Origin of the sequence: Marinactinospora thermotolerans DSM 45154 (genome assembly GCF_900167435.1) — a bacterium.
Taxonomy (GTDB): Bacteria; Actinomycetota; Actinomycetes; order Streptosporangiales; family Streptosporangiaceae; genus Marinactinospora; species Marinactinospora thermotolerans.
The window spans coordinates 1-17,788 of the sequence record NZ_FUWS01000008.1 but is presented as its reverse complement, the minus strand read 5'-3'; the positions used below and the strand labels follow the sequence as shown (position 1 = coordinate 17,788).

General features: G+C 72.7%; 16 protein-coding genes and 1 rRNA gene. 4 read left to right on the top strand and 13 right to left on the bottom strand.

Going from position 1 to position 17,788, the window contains the following annotated elements; genetic code table 11:
- Positions 1–109: 109 nt before the first annotated feature.
- From B5D66_RS15045 to B5D66_RS26475, 8 genes are all read right to left on the bottom strand, one after another.
- The gene (locus B5D66_RS15045) at positions 110–1,072 is read right to left on the bottom strand and encodes a hypothetical protein (RefSeq protein ID WP_078762380.1); all 963 of its coding nucleotides are present in this window, start codon (positions 1,070–1,072) and stop codon (positions 110–112) included.
- The gene (locus B5D66_RS15040; protein WP_078762379.1) at positions 1,069–2,142 is read right to left on the bottom strand and encodes a copper transporter; all 1,074 of its coding nucleotides are present in this window, start codon (positions 2,140–2,142) and stop codon (positions 1,069–1,071) included. Before B5D66_RS15040 ends, B5D66_RS15045 begins: the two co-directional genes overlap by 4 nt.
- Positions 2,139–3,344, bottom strand: a complete 1,206-nt coding sequence (steA, locus tag B5D66_RS15035; protein WP_078762378.1) for a putative cytokinetic ring protein SteA — start codon at positions 3,342–3,344, stop codon at positions 2,139–2,141. Before steA ends, B5D66_RS15040 begins: the two co-directional genes overlap by 4 nt.
- Before the next feature lie 216 nt (positions 3,345–3,560).
- Positions 3,561–5,261, bottom strand: a complete 1,701-nt coding sequence (recN, locus tag B5D66_RS15030; protein ID WP_078762377.1) for a DNA repair protein RecN — start codon at positions 5,259–5,261, stop codon at positions 3,561–3,563.
- 66 nt (positions 5,262–5,327) lie between these two features.
- Positions 5,328–6,314 carry an NAD kinase gene (locus B5D66_RS15025; RefSeq protein ID WP_078762376.1) on the bottom strand — a complete coding sequence of 329 codons (987 nt, stop codon included), beginning with the start codon at positions 6,312–6,314 and terminating at the stop codon, positions 5,328–5,330.
- 120 nt (positions 6,315–6,434) lie between these two features.
- A complete protein-coding gene (locus B5D66_RS15020; RefSeq protein ID WP_078762375.1) occupies positions 6,435–7,235 on the bottom strand; it encodes a TlyA family RNA methyltransferase in 801 nt (266 codons plus the stop codon).
- 48 nt (positions 7,236–7,283) lie between these two features.
- The gene (locus tag B5D66_RS15015; protein WP_078762374.1) at positions 7,284–7,565 is read right to left on the bottom strand and encodes a hypothetical protein; all 282 of its coding nucleotides are present in this window, start codon (positions 7,563–7,565) and stop codon (positions 7,284–7,286) included.
- Positions 7,562–8,545, bottom strand: a complete 984-nt coding sequence (locus B5D66_RS26475) for an accessory factor UbiK family protein (RefSeq protein ID WP_078762373.1) — start codon at positions 8,543–8,545, stop codon at positions 7,562–7,564. The genes B5D66_RS15015 and B5D66_RS26475 overlap by 4 nt, the downstream gene beginning before the upstream one ends.
- Before the next feature lie 153 nt (positions 8,546–8,698).
- Here B5D66_RS26475 and B5D66_RS15005 point away from each other — a divergent pair, with 153 nt between their 5' ends.
- The 3 genes from B5D66_RS15005 (at position 8,699) to B5D66_RS14995 (ending at position 11,822) form a co-directional block, all read left to right on the top strand.
- Entirely contained in the window at positions 8,699–9,049 is a 351-nt protein-coding gene (locus tag B5D66_RS15005) for an SCP2 sterol-binding domain-containing protein (protein ID WP_078762372.1), read from the top strand.
- 398 nt (positions 9,050–9,447) lie between these two features.
- Complete coding sequence (locus B5D66_RS15000) at positions 9,448–10,770, top strand: DUF1015 family protein (protein ID WP_078762371.1); 1,323 nt, start codon at positions 9,448–9,450, stop codon at positions 10,768–10,770.
- A 47-nt stretch (positions 10,771–10,817) separates the two neighbouring features.
- Positions 10,818–11,822: an HAD-IIA family hydrolase gene (locus B5D66_RS14995; RefSeq protein WP_078762370.1), complete on the top strand. Its 1,005-nt coding sequence runs from the start codon at positions 10,818–10,820 to the stop codon at positions 11,820–11,822.
- Here the strand turns inward: B5D66_RS14995 and B5D66_RS14990 are convergent.
- Positions 11,802–12,263, bottom strand: a complete 462-nt coding sequence (locus B5D66_RS14990) for a single-stranded DNA-binding protein (RefSeq protein WP_078762369.1) — start codon at positions 12,261–12,263, stop codon at positions 11,802–11,804. The two genes, B5D66_RS14995 and B5D66_RS14990, sit on opposite strands and share 21 nt — an antisense overlap.
- 213 nt (positions 12,264–12,476) lie before the next feature.
- Between B5D66_RS14990 and B5D66_RS14985 the strand changes: the two genes are divergently transcribed.
- Positions 12,477–13,469: an MBL fold metallo-hydrolase gene (locus tag B5D66_RS14985; RefSeq protein ID WP_394330059.1), complete on the top strand. Its 993-nt coding sequence runs from the start codon at positions 12,477–12,479 to the stop codon at positions 13,467–13,469.
- A gap of 1,042 nt (positions 13,470–14,511) precedes the next feature.
- On the opposite strand, the gene B5D66_RS14980 is transcribed toward B5D66_RS14985, so the two are convergent.
- The 4 genes from B5D66_RS14980 to rrf form a co-directional block, all read right to left on the bottom strand.
- Complete coding sequence (locus tag B5D66_RS14980; RefSeq protein WP_078762368.1) at positions 14,512–14,985, bottom strand: NUDIX domain-containing protein; 474 nt, start codon at positions 14,983–14,985, stop codon at positions 14,512–14,514.
- 379 nt (positions 14,986–15,364) lie between these two features.
- On the bottom strand, positions 15,365–16,303 hold the full coding sequence (locus B5D66_RS14975) for a tetratricopeptide repeat protein (protein ID WP_235001014.1): 939 nt from the start codon (positions 16,301–16,303) through the stop codon (positions 15,365–15,367).
- Positions 16,276–17,088 carry a hypothetical protein gene (locus tag B5D66_RS14970; RefSeq protein WP_144390146.1) on the bottom strand — a complete coding sequence of 271 codons (813 nt, stop codon included), beginning with the start codon at positions 17,086–17,088 and terminating at the stop codon, positions 16,276–16,278. The genes B5D66_RS14975 and B5D66_RS14970 overlap by 28 nt, the downstream gene beginning before the upstream one ends.
- A gap of 539 nt (positions 17,089–17,627) precedes the next feature.
- A 5S ribosomal RNA gene (gene rrf, locus B5D66_RS14965) occupies positions 17,628–17,744 on the bottom strand.
- Positions 17,745–17,788 lie beyond the last annotated feature (44 nt).

Sequence of the window (17,788 nt, the reverse complement as noted above, 5' to 3'; positions counted from 1 at the left end):
GAACTCCAGGTCGTTGGTTGGTGCGGTCACGCGCGGGGGTGCGTGAAGGCCCGCGAGGCGCGGCTTCGGGGACGGGGGTCTCGAAGCCCGCGTGGTCCGGGCGGGCCGTTCAGGCCGGCTTGGGTTGTGGGGCCGGTTCGGGGACGGGAGGACTCTCAGGCGCGGCGGGCACGGGGCCGGGCGCCGGGCGCCGTCCCAGTTCGTCGGCCCAGCGCAGTGGGGGGGTCGCCGCGATGACGCGGGAGAAGCTGACGACCTCGCTGGCGGCGGTGAGGGCGACCACGCCGGCCAGCAGGCCCAACCGGGTACGCCGGGACGAGACCGCCGTCGCTGCCACCCCCAGGACCGCGCCCAGCGCGTTGGCACCGGCGTCGCCGAGCATCGCGCGTTCGCCCAGGTCCTCGGAGAGCAGCCCGGCCGCGGCTCCCAGCGCGGGACCGGCGACGGCGGCGGCGACCGGATGGGCCAGGGCCGGCGCGCCGGCGAGCAGTCCCGCCTTGATCGCCCGCCCGGGACGCAGGTCGAACAGGTTGACCAGGTTCGCCGCCCCGGCGATGAGCGCGCCGTCGATGAGCAGGTCGGCCGGCCGGGGACGCGCCACGGCGGCGGCGGTCAGGCCGACCGCGCCGATACCGAGGATCTTCACGGCACCGGTGGTGACCTCGCCGCGCGCCAGGGCCCCGATGTGCCCCTTGAAGCCCCGGGAGTCCCCGGATCCGGACAGGTCGTCATAGGCGCCGAACAGGCCCGCTCCCGCCGCGGCGACCACCGTCGCGGCGCGCAGCCGCGGTGTCGGCCCAGGGGCCACCAGGGCCGCCGCGCACGTTCCGGCGGCCAGCGCCGGTCCCTCCAGCAGGGTGACCTGCTCCCCCCTGAAGTTCGTGCGGATCCACGTGCTTCCGGGACGACCCGCGGCGGCGAACACACCGCCGCCGTCCTCGCGTGGCCGCGACCGGGTCAGCGCGGCGTAGGAGGTCCGGGCCGCTCCCGCGCCCAGCGCCGCCCCCGCGATCGCCCTGGCGACCGTCCGCCCGATGCGTGCCCGCCGGGAAGGGCGCGGTGGGGAGGTCACCGTCCCCGCTCCTCTCCGTCGTCCTTCGCGTTCTCCTCGCCCGCGGCGGGTTCGGTACCCGTCGTGTTCTCCTCGGACTCGTTGGGACGGGGCAACGGGTCGGGCAGGAAGGCGTCGACGCCCTCCCCGACACCGTAGTTGCCGCTGCGCCCCTCGGTGCTGATCGCCAGGGCCAGGGCGGCGACCACGTCCCCCGCCACGGTGCCCGCGGTGTCGACCGTGGCGAACCTGGACTCCTCGCTCCTGGCCTGGGAGATGATCCCTCCCGGCTCGACCGAGGTCGCGCCGCCGACCAGTACCGCACCCTCCGCCGCGTCGCGCAGCGCCCGGGTCAGCGCGATGTAGGCGGTGTTGGCCGGGGACGCCACGTCATCTTGTGGCGGGTCGGTGGAGGAGGGAACCGTGAAGGGCTCGGCCGGCGCGAGCACCAGCGCGATGTCGGACTTGCCCGCGGGGTCACCGTGCACGGTGAGCAGCCCCGCCTCGCTGAATCCGGCGAGGACGGCGGCCGCGTCGTAGCCGTTCTCCGCCTCCTCCTCGGGCTGTTCCCCCGTCTCCTCGCGCTCCTCTTCGGTGGGAGCGATCAGGGCCCGCGCGAGCTCCATGCCCGCCCGCTCGTAAGCGCCCCCCTGAGCGGCGGTCTCGCCCTGGGCGAGCTGATCCACGAGCTCGTCGACGAAGGTGGCCTGTTCGGGATCGCCGTACTCCTCGGCGAAGACCAGGCGGCCCGGAACCGTCCCCCCGGCCTGCTGGACGCGGTTGACCAGACCGTCGCGCATGGCCTCGTCGACCCCGGGGGTCTCGACGATCACGACGCGGGTACCGGTGAGCTGGTCGGCGAGCATCTGCTCGGCGTAGGCGTCGACCAGCTGGTCGTTGCCCGTGCTGAGCTGCTCGGCGACGTCCTTCTCCGCCCGCAGTTCCTCGCTCTCCTCGCGCAGCCGCGAGGTCTCCGATTGCAACGTGTTGAGCAGGGGGTCCTGGAGCATGGTCGTGCCCAGCACGATGCCCACCGTCAGCGCGAGGAAGATCGCGACGATGGAAACCAGGTGATAGCGGAAATCGATCACGAGAACAGTCCGGTCAGCGAGTAGAGGAAGTTTTCCCAGCGAGCGGCGAGGAAGGTCAGGTAGACCTGGCCCACCGGTGAGCTGTAGGCCGCGACCACGATGGTGAGCAGGGATGCCGCGACCAGCGCCAACAGGGTCCAGGGCGAGATGCGGCTGCGGTAGAGACGGCTGACGCCCTTGGCGTCGATGAGCTTGCTCCCGACCCGCAGACGTGTCAGGAACGTGCTGGCCATCCCGGCGCGTCCCTTGTCGAGGAACTCCTCCAGGGTGGCGTGCGTGCCGACAGCGACGATGAGGCTGGCCCCGGCGTCGTCGGCGAGCATCATCGCGACGTCCTCGCTGGTGCCGGTCGCGGGAAAGACGATGGCCTCGTGCCCCAGGTCGGAGAGGCGTTTGAGCCCCGGCGCGCGACCGTCCCGGTAGGCGTGGACGACGAGCTCGGCACCACAGGCCAGCGCCTTGTCCGACACCGAGTCGAAGTCACCGACGATGATGTCGGGCCGATAACCGGCTTCGAGCAGCGCGTCGGCGCCGCCGTCCACGCCGATCATCACGGGCCGGTACTCGCGGATGTAGGAGCGCAGGGCGGCGATGTCCTCGCGGTAGTGGTAGCCGCGCACGACGATCAGCACGTGCCGGCCCTCGATCTCGGTCGCGATGTCGGGGACGCCGACACCGTCGATGAGGAGTTCGCGCTCCCGCTTGAGGTACTCCATGGTGTTGGCGGCGAAGGCCTCCAGCTGCACCGACAGACCGGCGCGCGCCTCGATCATGGCCGCTTCGATCGACTGGGCGTCCTGTTCCACCCCCTTGGCCACGACCTCGTCACCGCGCAGCAGCACGCCGTTCTCCAGGCGCAGCACCTCGCCCTCCTGGACGCGGGTGAACACCTCGGGATCGACATCGTCGACCAGGGGAATGCCCGCCTCGACAAGAAGCTGGGGGCCCAGGTTGGGGTAGCGCCCGCTGATGCTGCTGGCGACGTTGAGGACCGCGGAGACACCGCAGGCCACCAGCGCCTCGGCGCTGACACGGTCGATGTCGACATGGTCGATGACCGCGATGTCACCGGGCTTCAACCGCTTGGTCAGGTTCTTGGTGCGGCGGTCCGCGCGCACGGGAGCGGTAACACCGACAGGACCGTCGGTCTTGCCGCGACGGAGTTTCGGGAATCTGGCGGCGAGCGCCGTCGGGACCTTCATCGGTTGCATCTTGCCAGAGCGGTCCCGCCTTCCGGCATAACACGAGGGGTGACGGCGTGTTCACCCAAAGGCATCGACGACCTCCTCCTGCCACACCCATGTGGGGTGTTCAGGGCCGCACCATGCGCACTCGCCACCTGGACACAGGCCGGGCGGGCCGGCCGGGCGCCTCCCCGGCGGCCCCTGATGGCCCGAAGCGGCCAACACAGGGACGGTTCAGTCCCGGTCGGCAGCCGCGATCGTGAGCAGCTCCTCGGCGTGGGCGCGGCCGAGTTCGGAGTCCTCCATCCCGGCCAGCATACGCGAGAGCTCCCGCACCCGCCCCTGACGATCCAGACGGGTCACCCCGCTCTCGGTCACCATGCCGTCGTTGGACTTCTCCACGAGCAGGTGGGCGTCGGCGAAGGCGGCCACCTGGGGAAGGTGGGTGACGACGATGACCTGGGCGCGGCGGGCCAACCGGGCCAGTCTGCGGCCGATCTCCACCGCGGCCTTGCCCCCGACCCCGGCGTCGACCTCGTCGAACACGAAGGTCGGCACCGGGTCGGCGCCGGCGAAGACCACCTCGATGGCGAGCATCACCCGGGACAGCTCACCCCCCGACGCCCCCTTGTTCAAAGGCAGGGGCGGGGCGCTGGGATGAGGGGCGAGCAACAGCTCGATGTCGTCGCGGCCGTGCTGGCCGAACTCCTCCCCCGTGGTGACCCGGACGCTCACCCGCGCGTGCGGCATGGCCAGCGCGGTGAGCTCCTCGGTCACCGCGGCGCCGAAACGTTCGGCGGCCCTCGTCCGGATCTCGGTCAACCGGTCGGCGAGGCCGGTCATGGCCTCGCGCAGCTCCGTCTCCTCGACGCGCAGCGCGTCGATGCGCTCGTCGTCGCCGTCCAGCTCGGCCAACCGCTTGGCCGCGTTCTCGGCCCAGGCCAGCACGTCAGCGGTGGTCTCGCCGTACTTGCGGGCGAGCTGGGTGAGCAGCGCGCGCCGCTCCTGGACCGCGGCGAGCCTGGCCGGATCGGCCTCGACCGACTCGGCGTAGGAGGCGAGCTCCGTCGCGGCGTCGCTGAGGATGTAGCTCGCCTCGTCGAGGCGGTCGGCGACCGCGGCGAGGTCGGCGTCGTGCTCGCGCACACCGGCGAGCGCCTGACGGGCCGCGGCGAGCAGGCTGATGACGTCGGCCTGGACCTCCGCGACGGCCGGATCCCCGACAAGCGCCTCGTGCGCGGTGGTCGCCCCGATCCGCAGCGCGTCGGCGTGCCCCAGCCGGGACTCCTCGGCCAGCAGCTCCTCGTCCTCCCCGCTCTTGGGGTCGGCCGCGGCGATCTCCTCCAGACCGAACCGGAGCAGGTCGGCCTCCTGGGCGCGTTCCCGCGCCCGGGTCGTGAGCTCCTCCAACGTGTCGGCGACCTCACGGTGACGTCGGTAGGCCGCCGAGTAGGCGCTGGCGACCTTGGCCAGCTCCTCACCCGCGTAACGGTCCAAAGCCGCGCGCTGGCGTTCGGGACGCAACAGCCGCTGCTGGTCGGACTGCCCGTGCACGGCGACGAGGTCGTCGGCGAGATAGGCGAGCAGGCTGACCGGGGCGGAGCGGCCGCCCAGCGTCGCCCGGGAGCGCCCTTCGGCCGACACGGTCCGGGTGAGGATCAAGACGTCCTCGTCGAGGTCTCCCCCCGCCTCGGCCACCCGCTCGGCCACCCTGCCGTCGGGGGCGACACGCAGCCGTCCCTCGACGACCGCGCGGTCGGCCCCCGGCCGGACGCGCTGCGGGTCGGCCCGCCCGCCGAACAGCAGGCCGAGCCCGGTGACGACCATCGTCTTGCCGGCACCGGTCTCACCCGTGACGACGGTGAACCCCGGCGACAGCTCCAACACGGCGTCGTCGATGACCCCGAGCCCCTGGATTCGGACTTCTTCGAGCAACGGAACCTCTCCTGTTACCGCCACAGGCGTGCAGTGCGCCACGTCCCCTGCCCGGGACGCGCGGATTCACCGCCCCTCGGGGTCGGCGAGTTCGGCGCGTCCACGCCATCCGGCCACGGGCAGGCCGAACTTGGCGACCAGCCGGTCGGTGAACGGCGCCCGCTGCAACCGGGCCAACCGTACCGGCACGTCCGCACACGAGATCTCGATCCGCGCGCCGGCCGGCAATTCGACCATACGGCGTCCATCGCACCAGAGCACGCCGGCAGTGGTGTCGGGAAGCACTTCCAGCGCCACCGTCGCCTTGGGGGAGACGACGAGCGGCCGGGCGAACAGCGCGTGGGCGCTGATCGGGACGACCAGGAGCGCCTCGACCTCGGGCCAGACGATGGGACCCCCCGCCGAGAAGGCGTGCGCGGTCGACCCCGTGGGCGTGGCGCAGACCACTCCGTCACACCCCCAACGCGACAGGGGACGCCCGTCGATCTCCAGGACCGTCTCCAGCATCCGGCGCGCCGAGGCCTTCTCCAGCGTCGCCTCGTTCAGCGCCCACGTGCGGACCGGGGGCAGGCCGTCACCACGCCCCCCGTTGTAGACGGCGACGTCCAACGTCATCCGCTCCTCGACGGAGTAGTCGCGTTCGACGACGCTGCGCACCGTGGCGGTGAGGTCCTCTCGCTCGGCCTCGGCCAGGAACCCGACATGGCCGAGGTTGACACCGAGCAGGGGGGCTCCGGCCGGACGGGCCAGCTCGGCCGCCCGCAACAGGGTCCCGTCTCCGCCGAGCACCATGACGATCTCGACGCCCAGGGCCGCATCGGGACCGGCCGGCACGATCTCGACGGGATCGAGCCCGCATCCGCTCCGCTTGAGGTCGTCGGCCTCCGACTCCAACATGCGCACGCCCATCCCGGCGGCGGTGAGGCACTCGTGGACCAACCGGGCACTACGGACCGCGGCGGGCCTGCCCGTGTGGGTCAGCAGCAGCACGCTGCGCCGGTCCGGCCGCTCCGAACTGGTCACGACGCCATCGGCCGTGCCCGCGCTGGTCATCGAAACGTCCTCCTCGCTGAGTCCCCGTCGCCCCTCCGGGGACGACGCTGTCGTCACCCGGCCGGGTCACGTTACCCGAACCGGCACCCCCAACGGCGCCGTGCCCAGGCGTGGGAGGCGTTAGCGGGGCCCCTCCTCGATGGCCCGCCACAACCGCTCCTCTTCCAGGGCCGGGGCCCCGGCGCGCATCCACAGGAAGTACTCGACATTGCCCGAAGGGCCCGGCAGCGGGCTCGCCGCGACGTCGACCGTCCCCAGCCCCAAGGTCATCGCGTGGTCGGCGACCGCCCGCACCGCGTCGGCCCGCGACTGGGGCTCGCGCACCACGCCACCGGCCCCGACCCGGTCGCGCCCCACCTCGAACTGCGGCTTGACCATCATCGCGAAGTCGGCGCCGGGCCGCGCGCAACGCACCAGGGCCGGCAGCACCAGGGTCAGCGAGATGAACGACAGGTCCCCGACCACCAGGTCCGGCAGTGGTTCACCGACCTGGTCGGGGGTCAGGTCGCGGACGTTGCAGCGCTCCCGGACGGTGACACGCTCATCGCCGCGCAGTTTCCAGGCGAGCTGCCCGTAGCCGACGTCCACCGCGACGACGTGCGCGGCCCCCCGGCGCAGCAGGACATCGGTGAATCCGCCGGTGGAGGCCCCGGCGTCCAGACAGCGGCGGCCCGCCGGATCGAGTCCGAAGGCGTCGAGCGCGCCGATGAGCTTGTGGGCACCACGCGAGACGTAGACGGGCTGCGCCTCGCCCTCGCTGACGACGATCGCCTGGTCGGTCCCGACCTGGGTTGCGGCCTTGGTGGCGACGACGCCTGCGACACGGACCTGTCCCGCGTCGATGAGCTCGGCCGCGTGACCGCGGGACCGGGCGTGGCCGCGCCGGACGAGTTCGGCGTCCAGTCGGCTGCGTTTGGGCATGGTGTGGAAGTGCCTATCTGAACGAAACGAGTGATGGAAGGACGGCCCTCAGCTCGGCCGCGGCCCGCCGGGCCGATCGCCCCGTGGCTCGCCGGGGCGTTCCTGGTCGAGGCCGGAGAGCACGGCCGAGAGGTCTCGATGGATCGCGTCGAACACGGCGACGTGCTCGGCGACGGGCAGCCCGTCGAGGCCGGCCAGCCGGTCGCGGACGCCGGTCCGGGTGCGCTCGGCGAGCCCCGCCTCGCCGACGGTCGCCCCCGGTGGTCCGGGGAGCGGACGAGGAACGGGGCGCCTCCCCTCGCGGGACTCCTCGCCGTTGCCCGGGGTCACTTTCCGCCGTCCTTGGCGCCACGCGCCCGAGCGCCGCCCGAGCGCTTGGTGGCGCCCTTCCCCCCGGCCCGGGAGCGCGTGGTCGTGGACTTGGCCTTGGCGCGGCCGGCCGGCTTCTTCGTGGCGGAGGTCTCGGCGGCGGCCGGTTTGTCCTCCTCGCCGTCACCGGCCGTCTGCGGGTCGGGGTCCTCGTCGGTGGACGCCTCCCCGTCTCGCTCCTTGGAGGGGCGGGCGCCGTCCTCGTTCTCGGCCGTCCCCTCCTCACCCGCGCGGCCGGGACCGGTGGGCGCGGTCGGTGTCGCCTCCATCCCCGGTAGCACCTCGGCCTGCGGAGGGACGGCCGAGGAGTCGGGGAGCTCCGTGGTCGAGGTCTGCGTGACCGTCGGTCCGTCCCCCTCCGCCGCGACGCCCGTGGGGGAGGCCGTCTCCGCCTCCTCGACACCGGCGGTGTCACCGCGGCCCCCCGGCTCGGAGTCCTTGACGTGGCCGACCATGACCCCGTCCTCCCGCGCTTCCGGACTCTCGACGGCGACGGGCGCGGAAGGGGACGGAACCAGAGGGGGCGTGGCTCCCCCGGCGGGGGGAACGGGCCGCACGGCGGTGCGGGAGGCCAGCCGGCGCTCCAGCTCGGCGACACGGCGCGCGAGCCGGTCGTACTCGTCCCGCCGGACGAGGTCGAGACGGTCGAGGACCCGTCGGACCTCGGCCTCGATCAGGTCGTCCAGCGCCGCCCGGTTGGCCTTGCTGGTCTCGATGAGATCGGCGGCCAGGGTCTGGATCGTGTGCCCCACCCGGGTCGCGCGCACCGCACCCTCCACGCCGTCCACGGCGCCCCGGGCCGTGTCGGCCCCCTTGGCGACGGCCGAGCGCCCCTCCTCCTCCCTGAGGAGGGTCTTGGCCGCGGCGACGGCGCGCTTACGTGTCAGCTCGGTGAAGCCGCTGGCGGCATCGAGGTAGGTACGTACCGCGTCGACGACCATGTGAACGTGCTCCTCGTGAAATCTGGATGCGACTCCGGGAAGACCCCACAAAACGCTACCGGCATCGACGTAGGAATGTGACGGGAGCGTCCAGGTCGGCGGGGAGGATAGGCGCCGTGCGCGCCCCGTCGCGCGCTAAGGCATCATGGACGCATGGCCAGCGTTGAGGAATGTCGTACGGCGATCGGCAAGGTGTCCGACCGGATCATGGAGGTCGACGAGGCGCGTCGACGCAAGCACATCGTGGACCGTACGGTGAGCGTGCTCGTCAGCGACCTGGACACCATGTTCGTCATGCGCCTGAGCATGGACGGACTGGTCGGCGTCACCGACCGGCCGGCGGCCGACCCCGGTGAGCGGGCCCAGGTACGCATCACCACCACCAGCGACGACCTGATCGAGCTGGCCGAGGGCCGGCTCGACTTCGCCAAGGCGCTGTTCTCGGGCCGGGTGAAGCTCGACGCGAGCCTGAGCGACATGATGCGGATGCGCAAGCTGCTGTGAGGCCCCGGGGCTGTTCCGGCACGGCGCCGGGAAAGCCCGTCCTCCGCGTGGCACCGTTTCGCCCCTTGCCCTCCCGGCCGCGTGTTCACGACGCCTGTCCCTCTCCCGACCGGCTCGGGAACGGTCCGCAGTGCTCGCCACCGCGCCGCCAGGACCAGGGGATGTCTCGCACGCGGTCCCTCGGACCGGCCGATCCGGACGCGGCCGGCCGCGGGACACGACGCTCGTCCCGTCCTGGCCCTTGCGGCCCGGTTCGGGGCGGCCGAAGATCCGTGGCGAACCCGGCCGCCGAGACGGCCCCAGGCCCCCGCACCGCCCGCGGGAACGGGGCCCGGACGGCATAACGGAAGGCCAGGGCCGTGGAGGGCCTCCCACGACGGTGCCGGTATCGTGCGAGGGTGCGGAGAGCGACCCCCGAGGACGTATTGGAGCTGGCCCCGTTCCAGGGGCTGCGCTACGCCACGGCTGACGCCCGTGCCCTCATCGACTCCCCCACGCTCGATCTGGCCCTGGCCCTGGCCCCGCCCTACGACGTGGTCGACGCCCAGACAGCGACCGACCTGGTGCGCGGCGACCCGCACAACGCCGTGCGGCTCACGCTCCCCCCGGCCGCCCGGGAGGCCGGCGACCCTCCCTGGGAACTGTGCGGCCCGGATCGCTACCAGCGCGCCGCCCTGACCCTGCGCCGCTGGGTCGCCGAGGGGGTGCTGGTGCGCGACCCCACGCCCGCGCTCTACGTCTATGAGCAGACCTCGCCCACCGGACACCGCCAGCGGGGCCTCATCGGCGCGCTGCGTCTTCCCCCGCCCGACAGCCCGGTGGTACGACCGCACGAGGCCGTCTTGGCCGGCCCGGTCGCGGATCGGGCACGGCTGATGGCCGCGACCAGGGCCAATCTGGAGCCGATCTTCCTGCTCTACCAGGGCGGGAACCCCGTGCGGGGCGCCGCGACGCTGACGGTCGACGCCATCGCGCAGTCCTCGACGGAGGCGCTGGTGGACACCGTCACCGGAGACGGCGTGACACACCGGCTCTGGGCCATCAGCGACACCGCCACGCTGCGGGCCGTGGCAACCGACCTGGCCGCTCGCACCGCCCTCATCGCCGACGGCCACCACCGCTATGCCGCCTACCAACGGCTACGAGCCGAACGGGACGGACCGGGCCCCTGGGACCATGGACTGGCCTTCCTCGTCGACTCCGACGCCTGGCCGCCACGGCTCGGCGCGATCCACCGCGTCCTGCCGAAGGTGGAGGCCGGATGGGCCGCCCGCACCGCGCGGGAGGTGGCGGTGGTGGAGGAGCTTTCCGGAGGGGACCTGCGGAGCGCTCTCGCGCGGCTGCGGGACGCCGCTGGGCGGGGACCCGCCCTCCTCCTCGCCGACTCCGGCACCTGTTTCCTGCTCCACGGTTTCGACCGCGACCGGCTCCGCGCGGCGATGCCCGACCGCTCCCACCAGTGGCGGAGACTGCCCACCTCGGTCCTGGAACGGGTGCTGCTGCCGTTGTGGGGCGTCGCCGACACCTCGGTGAGACTCGTCCACGACGAGGCCGATGGCGCGCTGGCCGCGGCCCGTCCAGATGGCAGCGCGGTGATCCTGCCCCCGCTGGAGGTCTCCGACGTCTACGCGGTGACCGCCCGCGGAGAACTGACCCCACGCAAATCGACATCGTTCGGTCCCAAGCCACGCACGGGGCTCGTCCTGCGTGCCTTTCCCTGACCGTGGACCCCGCTCGTCCCACCACCATCGAGACAGTTACAGGCGCGATGACTCTGAAATCCTCCACCGAACCGCTTTCGACCGTCCACGACGCCGCGCTGCTGGACCTGGACGGGGTCGTCTACATCGGCTCCGGCCCCGTTCCAGCCGCCCCCGAGGCCATCGAGAAGGCCAGGGCCGCGGGCATGCGCGTGGCGTTCGTGACCAACAACGCCGCACGCACCCCCGCGGCGATCGCCGAACGGCTCTGTGGGATGGGGATCCCCGCCCGTCCCGAGGAGGTGGTGACCTCGGCGCAGGCGGCGGCGCGGTTGATCGCCGAGCGTTTCCCCGCCGGTTCGGCGGTCCTCGTCGTGGGCGACACCGGGCTGCGCCAGGCGCTTCGGCAGCAGGGGATGCGCCCCGTGACGGTGGCCGCCGAACGGCCCGTGGCCGTGGTCCAGGGGTACTCGCCCAGGCTGGGCTATGACCTGTTGGCCGAAGGGGCCCTGGCGGTGATGGCCGGCGCGCTGTTCGTGGCCACCAACGGCGACGCCACCGCGCCATTGGGACGTGGCGTGCTCCCGGGTAACGGCTCCTTCGCCCGGGTGATCGCCCACGCATCGCGGACCGAGCCGATCGTCGCGGGCAAACCCGAGCGGCCACTCCACGAAGAAGGGGTGCGACGCACCGGGGCCACCAACCCGCTCGTCGTCGGCGATCGCCTGGACACCGACATCGAAGGCGCCACCAACCGGGGTGCGGACGCGCTCCTGGTGTTGTCGGGGGTGACCACCCCCGCCGAACTGCTCCTGGCACCACCACGGCACCGTCCCTCCTATCTGGCCTATGACCTGAGCGGGCTGAACCTGCCCCACCCCGAGGTGCGGACACACGGAACGGAGGCGCGCTGCGGCGCCTGGCAGGCCACCGCGCACCAGGGCGGCCTGGAGCTCTCGGGCCACGGGGACCGCCTGGACGCGCTGCGCGCGCTGTGCGGGGCCGCCTGGGCCCACCCCGAAGGGGTGACCCCGGCGGCCGCCGCGGCGCCGCTAGCCCAGCTGGGCTGGTGAGCCGGGCGGCTCGATCCGCCGGGCGGTCCGAGCCTCGACCTCGAACACGCTGGCCGCCCCACTGGGCGAACGCCAGAAACGGCGCCGCAGGGCCCCGGTGACCTGGACCAGATCGCCGATCCGCCAACCTCGTGTCGCCTCTTCCATGGACGGGTGGAAGCTGACGCAGGTGATCGGGTCGGCGGGTTGGTTGGGACGCTGCTCCTGGGGCGGCCGGACCACTGAAACACGCCAGGTGACCAGGTGGTCACCGCTGGGAAGTTCCCGTACCGCGGGCTCGGCGGTGACCCGTCCGGCCAACAGCACCTCGTTGCGGTGTCCCAGGCGGTCGGCACCGGCCCGCTCCCCAAGGTCGTCGGTGGGTGAGGCGGACGGGACACGCGCCGGGTCGGCGGCGGGGCCCCTGCGGACGGCGACGGAAGCGGTGGACGTCTTGTGCATGCTGGTCCTCCCTGGGGGGATGGGTCGGTAGCACCCGCGGTCTCGTGTGCGGCATGCCGTTTCCATCTCCAGCATCCGCCGTGGCCGCCCATGCCGGAAGGACGACTTCTTCACCTGTGGATAACCCCGTCCTCACCCCGCCCGGACCCCGTGGAGCCGGGGTGAACTAGATTCGGTCCGACCGGCACGAAGCGGGGATAGGGAGACGAGGCAGTGCACGAGGCGACGACCCCAGGCGGGCTTCCCGACACCATCACCCCCCTGGGCGACGAGATCTTCGCGATCGACACGAAGATGGCGGGCTACGAGGGCATCACCTCCAGCTACCTGATCCGGACGGAACGGCCCTGCGTGGTCGAGGTGGGGACCGCGGGATCGGCCCCCGTCCTGCACGACGCGCTGACCAGGTTGGGCGTGTCCCCTCAGGATCTCGCGACGGTCGTGGTCACCCACATCCACCTCGACCACGCCGGAGGCACCGGCGACATCGCCCGTCTCTTCCCCAACGCCGAGATCGTCGTGCACGAACGGGGAGCGCGCCACCTCGCCGATCCCTCCCGGCTGATGCGCAGCGCCCGCATGGTCTGGGGGGAACGGCTCGACGTCCTGTTCGGCGAGATGAGCCCCACCGAGGCGACCCGCATCCGCGCCGTCGACACCGGCGGCGAGATCGACCTGGGCGGTGGGCGCCGTCTCACCGCCTACTACTCCCCCGGCCACGCCAAGCACCATGTGGGCCTGGTCGACTCCGCGACGGGTGACCTCTATGTCGGGGACGCGGTCGGCGTGTACAACCCCCACACCGGGGACGTGCGTCCGGCCACTCCCCCGCCCGACTTCGACCTGGACGCCGGTCTGGAGTCCCTCCGCCTGTTCGGCGACATCTCCCCTCGGCGTCTGATGTTCTCGCACTTCGGCGCGGTGGAGAAGGTGGAGGAGACGTTGGAGCGCGCCGTGGTCGAACTGCGGGCCTGGGTCGAGGCGGTGCGGAAGGCGCGCACCAGTTCCGCGGGAGACCTCGACCACGCGGTGGCGATGGTGCGCGAGCAGGTGCGACGGCGCTACCGGCCCCTGCCCGAGGACGCCCCCGCCGACTCCCAGCGCGTGTTGGAGATCCTCAGTGGCGTGGAGGGCAACGTCGCCGGCATCTCACACTGGCTCGACCAGGTCGAGGCCGACCAGGCCGCCGATCGGAGCGCCCGCTGACCCACGCGGTCGAGGCGGGAGGAGCCGCGCGGTCCGGCCGGCCCCCGCGCGATGGTGTGACGCGGCGTCGCCTGGCGGAGCCGGGCGACGCCGGATCCGTGCCGGGGAAACGGTCCCATGACACACGGTGTCTCTCCCCGTCCCCGCTCCCGCCCCCAGGGCCGGGAACCAGGCCCACGACCGGCGACGCCCCGTGACGGACCGCGCGAACGACTCCGGTGGACGGGGGGTCATCGACCGATCGCGACATCCCGGACCTGAGGACGGCGTGGTGGGCGGTGCCCAGGCCACCGGCCCACCCCTGCGGGCCCGGCCGTTCCATCCCGGCGGCGAGCACGCACTCCACGCCGCCTGCCCGGCCGCCCCTTCGCCTCGTCTCCCGCGCTAGGGGGGGCGGACGCCCCCACCCGGGACGACCCCGTCCTCCCGTCGTCGAGGTCGAAGGCGTGATCGTGGGACCGTGCGTGCCGCCCCGGACCGGGAGGTTCGGTCCCCGCCAGGCGCTCCTCCACGTCACGGCATCGCCCGCGGGCCGGGACGGAGGCCGGCGGCCCTGCTCCGCAGCGCGCGGATCTTCGGCGACGGCCCTCCCGCGTCCGGCGAACGACACGGCCACGGCCGGAGCGGCCCCGTTCGATCGGCCGGCACCGCGACCCGACGGAGGCGGCGTCTCCGTCGGGTCGCTCCAACGCCGGACGTGCGATCACACCGCTGCTGGCCACGCCGACGCCTCTCGACCGCTCCACGCCCTGGGAACCACCGCCATACTCGACGGGCCTTCCGGCATTGCGCCGCCCGCCCCCATCGCGCCGGACGACGATCCGCTCCTGGGCAGGGACCTCAGTCTGGTTTTCAGCGTCGAGAGAGCGCGACCGTCGCGGTCCGGCGCTCACCCGCGCGCTCCGGATGCGCGGGCGCGGACCGGCCGTCCACATCAAGACCACCGGGCCGCGCGCGGCCCGGGAACGGCGGCGGCCCCACCACGGACGCGCCGATACTCGGGTATCGACCGGCGCCCAGAAGACGTTTTCCGCACGGCCCGCTACGGCCGGGCGCGTCCCTTTTCCCGGCCGTCGGCCTCATCGCCCTCCGGGGCCCCGGGCAGACCCAGCACCGTCAGCAGATGGGCGTAGAGGCCGTCGTCCCACGACAGGTCCGGGGGAAGGACGTCGAAGGACCGGACCTCGGTCGTCTCGAACCGGCCGGTCAACGGCCGCAGCCGGACGACCTCGGCGTGGGTGACGACTGTGGTGTGCCCGTTCGCCAACACGTAGTAACCGGCGATCCGGACGGGCCCCAGTTCGGCCCCCGCCTCCTCACGCGCCTCGCGACGCGCGGTCTCCTCGACCCCCTCGCCGGGTTCCACGTGTCCCCCAGGGAACTCCCAGGCCCGAAACCGGTTACGCACGAGTACCGGCCGTCCGTCGTCGAACAGCAGCACCACCACCGAGTCGTGCGAGGCGGGCAGTCCGCCGAGTCGGACGACCGCACCGTTCAACGGCTCCATCCGGGTCATCGATCGTCCTCCTTCAGCGGCCCGCCCGATCCACCATCGGGTTCCTTCCCACTCTCACCCGCCCCCGTCGGGTTTCCCTCGCGCTCCGTGCCCCGGCCGGCGCACTCGGGGCCTTCCCCTCCCGGAGTGGACGTCCCAGACGGCACCCCGCGGGATCGCGCACCGGAAAGCCGGGAAGGCGGACCCGCCCACGTCCGGCACCGGGGACGATGCCCCTCGCTCCCCGTCGGCGCCCAAGGCGCCTGCGCCGGGCCGCAGGCCCTGTCCGGCGACGGCGAACGTCACCCCGCGGCCGATCCTCGACGGACTCGATCCTCCACCGCGAACACCGGCGGGTCCGGAACCGCTCTGCGGTTCCGGACCCGAACACGTCAACGGATCAGTCGGTCTCCTCGCGAGGACGCCCGTCCTCGCTCGCCCCGGAGCCTTCCTCACTGTTCCCGGCGTCCTCCACGGCGTCTTGGACGTCCTCCGTCCGCGCCGCTGCGGAGCCGGACCCATCGGGGGTCTCGTCGTCCCGCCGCTGCTCGTCCTCCACGGCCTCGGTCCCCGGGGACCCCTCGCCATCCGGCGTCTCGTCCCCCCGCGTCTCGTCGGCCGGTTCGGGATCCTCGGCGTCGCTCCAGACGACGTCTTCACCGATGTCGGTGATCTCCAGGCCCTCCAGCTCGGCAAGGCGCTCGTCCGCGTCGGTCTCACCGTCGCGGTCCACCGCCGAGGCGCGGGAGAAGTACTCCCGGGCCTCCTCTTCACGGCCCAGTTCCAACAGCACGTCGGCGTAGGCGTAGAACAGACGGGCCACCCAAGGCCGGGCCCGCCGTTCCTTGAGCTCCGGTCCCTGCAACTCGACCAGGGCCGCCTCCGGATCCCCCATGTCCCGGCGGGCGCCAGAGGCGACGATACGCAGCTCGACCCGCTCGGCCACGTCGAGCTCCCTGCTCTCCGGGCCGTGCGCGATCTCCAGCGCCCGCTCCGGACGCCCCAGGCCCCGTTCGCAGTCGGCCATGAGGGCCAGGTAGGTGTTACGGCCGTTCAGCCGCCGGGCCGCGCGCAGGTCCGCCAGCGCCTCCTGCCACTTGCCGACGCTGTAGGCCGCCACCCCTGACGCCTCACGCACCGCACCGACACGCGACGCCCGGCGGCGCGCGTAGATCGCGTGCTCGTAGGCCCGTTCCGGGTCCTCGTCCAACAGGGCGCCGGCCACCACCAGGTGCCGTGCCACGATGTCGGCGAGCGAGCGCGGCAGCGTGTTCAACTCGGCACGGACCTCGGCGTCCAGCTGACCCGCTGTCACGTCCTCGGGCAGCTCCGGAGCCATGTCACGCGGGTCTCGCGGCGCGCGGTCATCGCGCCGGTCGCGGTGAGGGCCGTCGAAGCGGCCTCCCGAACGGCGGTCCCCGGAGCGGAAGGGCCGTTCTCCCCTCCGGCCGCCGCGGTCGTCGCGCCGGTCGGACCAGCCGCGGCGACCTTCACCACGGCCGTATCCCTCGCGGGACCCCTCCCGGTCGTCGCGTCGGTAGCCGCGGTCCGAGTCTCCTCGGTAGCCTCCTCGGCCAGAACCGCCACGCTGCCCACCCCGGTCGTCACGCCGGTCGGACCAGTCACGGCGACCTTCGCCCCGGCCGTATCCCTCACGCGGACCACGCCGCTCCTCACGCCCGAAGCCACCACGGTCCTCACGCCCGCGGTACCCCTCGCATCCACGAGTGCCGTCGCGGTCGTCGGCGCGGTGGCCGCCTCGGCCGCCCTCCTCGTCGAAGCGTCGACGGCGTTCGAAACCGTCCCGCTCTCCGCTTCGCTCGTCGCGTCGGTAGCCGCGGTCCGAGTCTCCTCGGTAGCCTCCTCGGCCAGAACCGCCACGCTGCCCACCTCGGTCGTCACGCCGGTCGGACCAGTCACGGCGACCTTCACCGCGACCGTATCCCTCACGCGGACCACGCCGCTCCTCACGCCCGAAGCCACCACGGTCCTCACGCCCGCGGTACCCCCCACGCTCTCCACCACGGTCGAAGCCGGACCGGGAACGGTCGCCCCGGCCGGCTCCCCGTCCTCCGGGACCACCCGATCGGTGACCTCCGTTGTTGCGGGCTCCGGAGCCGTCACGGCCCCCCGATCGGCTGTCGTCAGTCATGTTCCGTCCGTAAACATTCAAAAGCGCTGCCACCGTCCCGTAGCAGCGCGTCGTGATTCTCAGATCCCTCTCACTCTACGACATGTGAACTCGGGCCACGTCCACGCACGTCACGCCCGCCCGTCGGGTAAAGCGTGAAGGATCACCGGTATCCGACCCCCGTTCGGTACCGGGAGCGCTCATGTCCGCTCCCGACCGCCGTCCCGGAAACACCGTCACACGACGCTTACACGTCTCTTGGAAGCGAATTCCTATCCCAGGCGTCCCGCCGGTTCCGTGGCCGAAGACGGGGGCCTGCCACGTTGCCGGCGCTGTTTCGGCCCCCACCCCAGAGGCAGGAACCCCGCTCTATAGTCACCGGCCAGGAAACCATGCCCGCCCCCTCTCCTCGAAACAACCCGACCCACCCTCAAACAGAAACAAAAAAAGGGGGGTTCCCGGCACGGGAACCCCCCACACACACGGGAGACCGAACCCCCCACACGGAGGATCCGGCCTCAACCGAAAAGATGCCCGGCGGCGACCTACTCTCCCACCCCAACCAGGGGGCAGTACCATCGGCGCTGGGAGGCTTAACGACCGGGTTCGGAATGGGACCGGGTGTTTCCCTCCCGCCATCACCGCCGTAACCCTCACCCCAACCCCCACACAGGGGCGGGAAAACCAAGAGCC

Coding starts and splice junctions, on each gene's coding strand:
- steA (WP_078762378.1), bottom strand. CDS start 3,344: ATGAAGGTCCCGACGGCGCTCGCCGCCAGATTCCCGAAACTCCGTCGC.
- B5D66_RS15025 (WP_078762376.1), bottom strand. CDS start 6,314: ATGACCAGCGCGGGCACGGCCGATGGCGTCGTGACCAGTTCGGAGCGG.
- B5D66_RS15020 (WP_078762375.1), bottom strand. CDS start 7,235: ATGCCCAAACGCAGCCGACTGGACGCCGAACTCGTCCGGCGCGGCCAC.
- B5D66_RS26475 (WP_078762373.1), bottom strand. CDS start 8,545: ATGGTCGTCGACGCGGTACGTACCTACCTCGATGCCGCCAGCGGCTTC.
- B5D66_RS15005 (WP_078762372.1), top strand. CDS start 8,699: ATGGCCAGCGTTGAGGAATGTCGTACGGCGATCGGCAAGGTGTCCGAC.
- B5D66_RS14995 (WP_078762370.1), top strand. CDS start 10,818: ATGACTCTGAAATCCTCCACCGAACCGCTTTCGACCGTCCACGACGCC.
- B5D66_RS14990 (WP_078762369.1), bottom strand. CDS start 12,263: ATGCACAAGACGTCCACCGCTTCCGTCGCCGTCCGCAGGGGCCCCGCC.
- B5D66_RS14980 (WP_078762368.1), bottom strand. CDS start 14,985: ATGACCCGGATGGAGCCGTTGAACGGTGCGGTCGTCCGACTCGGCGGA.
- B5D66_RS14975 (WP_235001014.1), bottom strand. CDS start 16,303: ATGGCTCCGGAGCTGCCCGAGGACGTGACAGCGGGTCAGCTGGACGCC.